Source organism: Methylorubrum sp. POS3, assembly GCF_043352485.1.
GTDB lineage: Bacteria > Pseudomonadota > Alphaproteobacteria > Rhizobiales > Beijerinckiaceae > Methylobacterium > Methylobacterium suomiense.
In genome coordinates this window covers 1-910 of the sequence record NZ_JAPRBT010000022.1, presented here as the reverse complement: position 1 = coordinate 910, position 910 = coordinate 1, and the positions used below count along the sequence as shown (strand labels likewise).

Genomic DNA, 910 nt, shown 5'->3' with positions numbered 1-910 from the left:
TCCTCGTCACCCACGACGTGGAGGAAGCCCTGGTGCTGGCCGAGCGGGTGATCGTGCTCTCCGACCGCCCGGCGGCGATCCGCGCGGACCTCCCCGTCGATCTCCCCTATCCGCGCCACCGCGACGATCCCGAACTGGTGCGCCTGCGCCGCACGATCCTCGGCATCCTCGGTCAGCCGATCTGATCGGCGGACCCTCAGGGGACGCGTCCCGCTTCGGGGAGGCGTTGAGCGAGACCCGCGCCACCACTCGCAGGGCCGGTCCAGGCCCGGGCCCAGGCGAAACGCCTGCGGCTTCGCCCGATCCAGATGACCTTCAGCTTGGGCGTTCTGCCCCCCCTCACCGCCACGGGCGCTGGTGCAGAGATGCGCAGAGCCATAGGCGTCGCGGTGATCTCCAGCAGATCGGCGTGACCGCCTTCGGCCTATTCCTGATGCCGGTCCTCGACGTGCTGCTACGCTGCTTCTCGGCCAACCGGCCACCCAAGAAATATGACGCAAGCGAGCCGGTTTCCGGTCGCGACAGCATTCGGCAAGCTGCATGACCCATCGTGTTCCTTGCTCCGAGACAGGCATAGCAAAAGCCATTTTCTCAACGGAGTGTTTCGTGGGAGATACTCACCTCCTTTATGTCGCGGCAATAAAATACAGTATAACCACCTCATTATAAAAAATAAATTGAGATCAGCGAGCGCGCATATGCTGCGATTTGGCAGTAAAAAGCTGAATGCCGGCTGTTGATACGAGGCAGAAATTTAGGCCCCACCTATTTAACCGCCGCTTTCCACCCCATCCGGACCTTCGGCGGAGGCGGCTCGAATGTCCGCAAGGGGTGACCTTGCCCCCTGTTTGCCCCCGTTCATAACCAGAGTCCGTTCTGGTTCTGGTCCTGTTTGGACCGGGTTGCAAAC

Annotated in this window: 1 protein-coding gene and 1 pseudogene; both read left to right on the top strand. The window is 61.8% G+C overall.

Features of this window, described 5'->3' with window-relative positions:
* Positions 1 to 185: pseudogene (locus OWC43_RS23335) on the top strand (ABC transporter ATP-binding protein); the annotation flags it as partial.
* Positions 186 to 308: 123 nt separating this feature from the next.
* Positions 309 to 413, top strand: a complete 105-nt coding sequence (locus OWC43_RS23330; RefSeq protein ID WP_393958667.1) for a hypothetical protein — start codon at positions 309 to 311, stop codon at positions 411 to 413.
* Positions 414 to 910: the final 497 nt, after the last annotated feature.

Bases quoted from the DNA above. Each gene is read 5' to 3' on its own strand.
- OWC43_RS23330 (WP_393958667.1), top strand. From the start codon at position 309: ATGACCTTCAGCTTGGGCGTTCTGCCCCCCCTCACCGCCACGGGCGCT.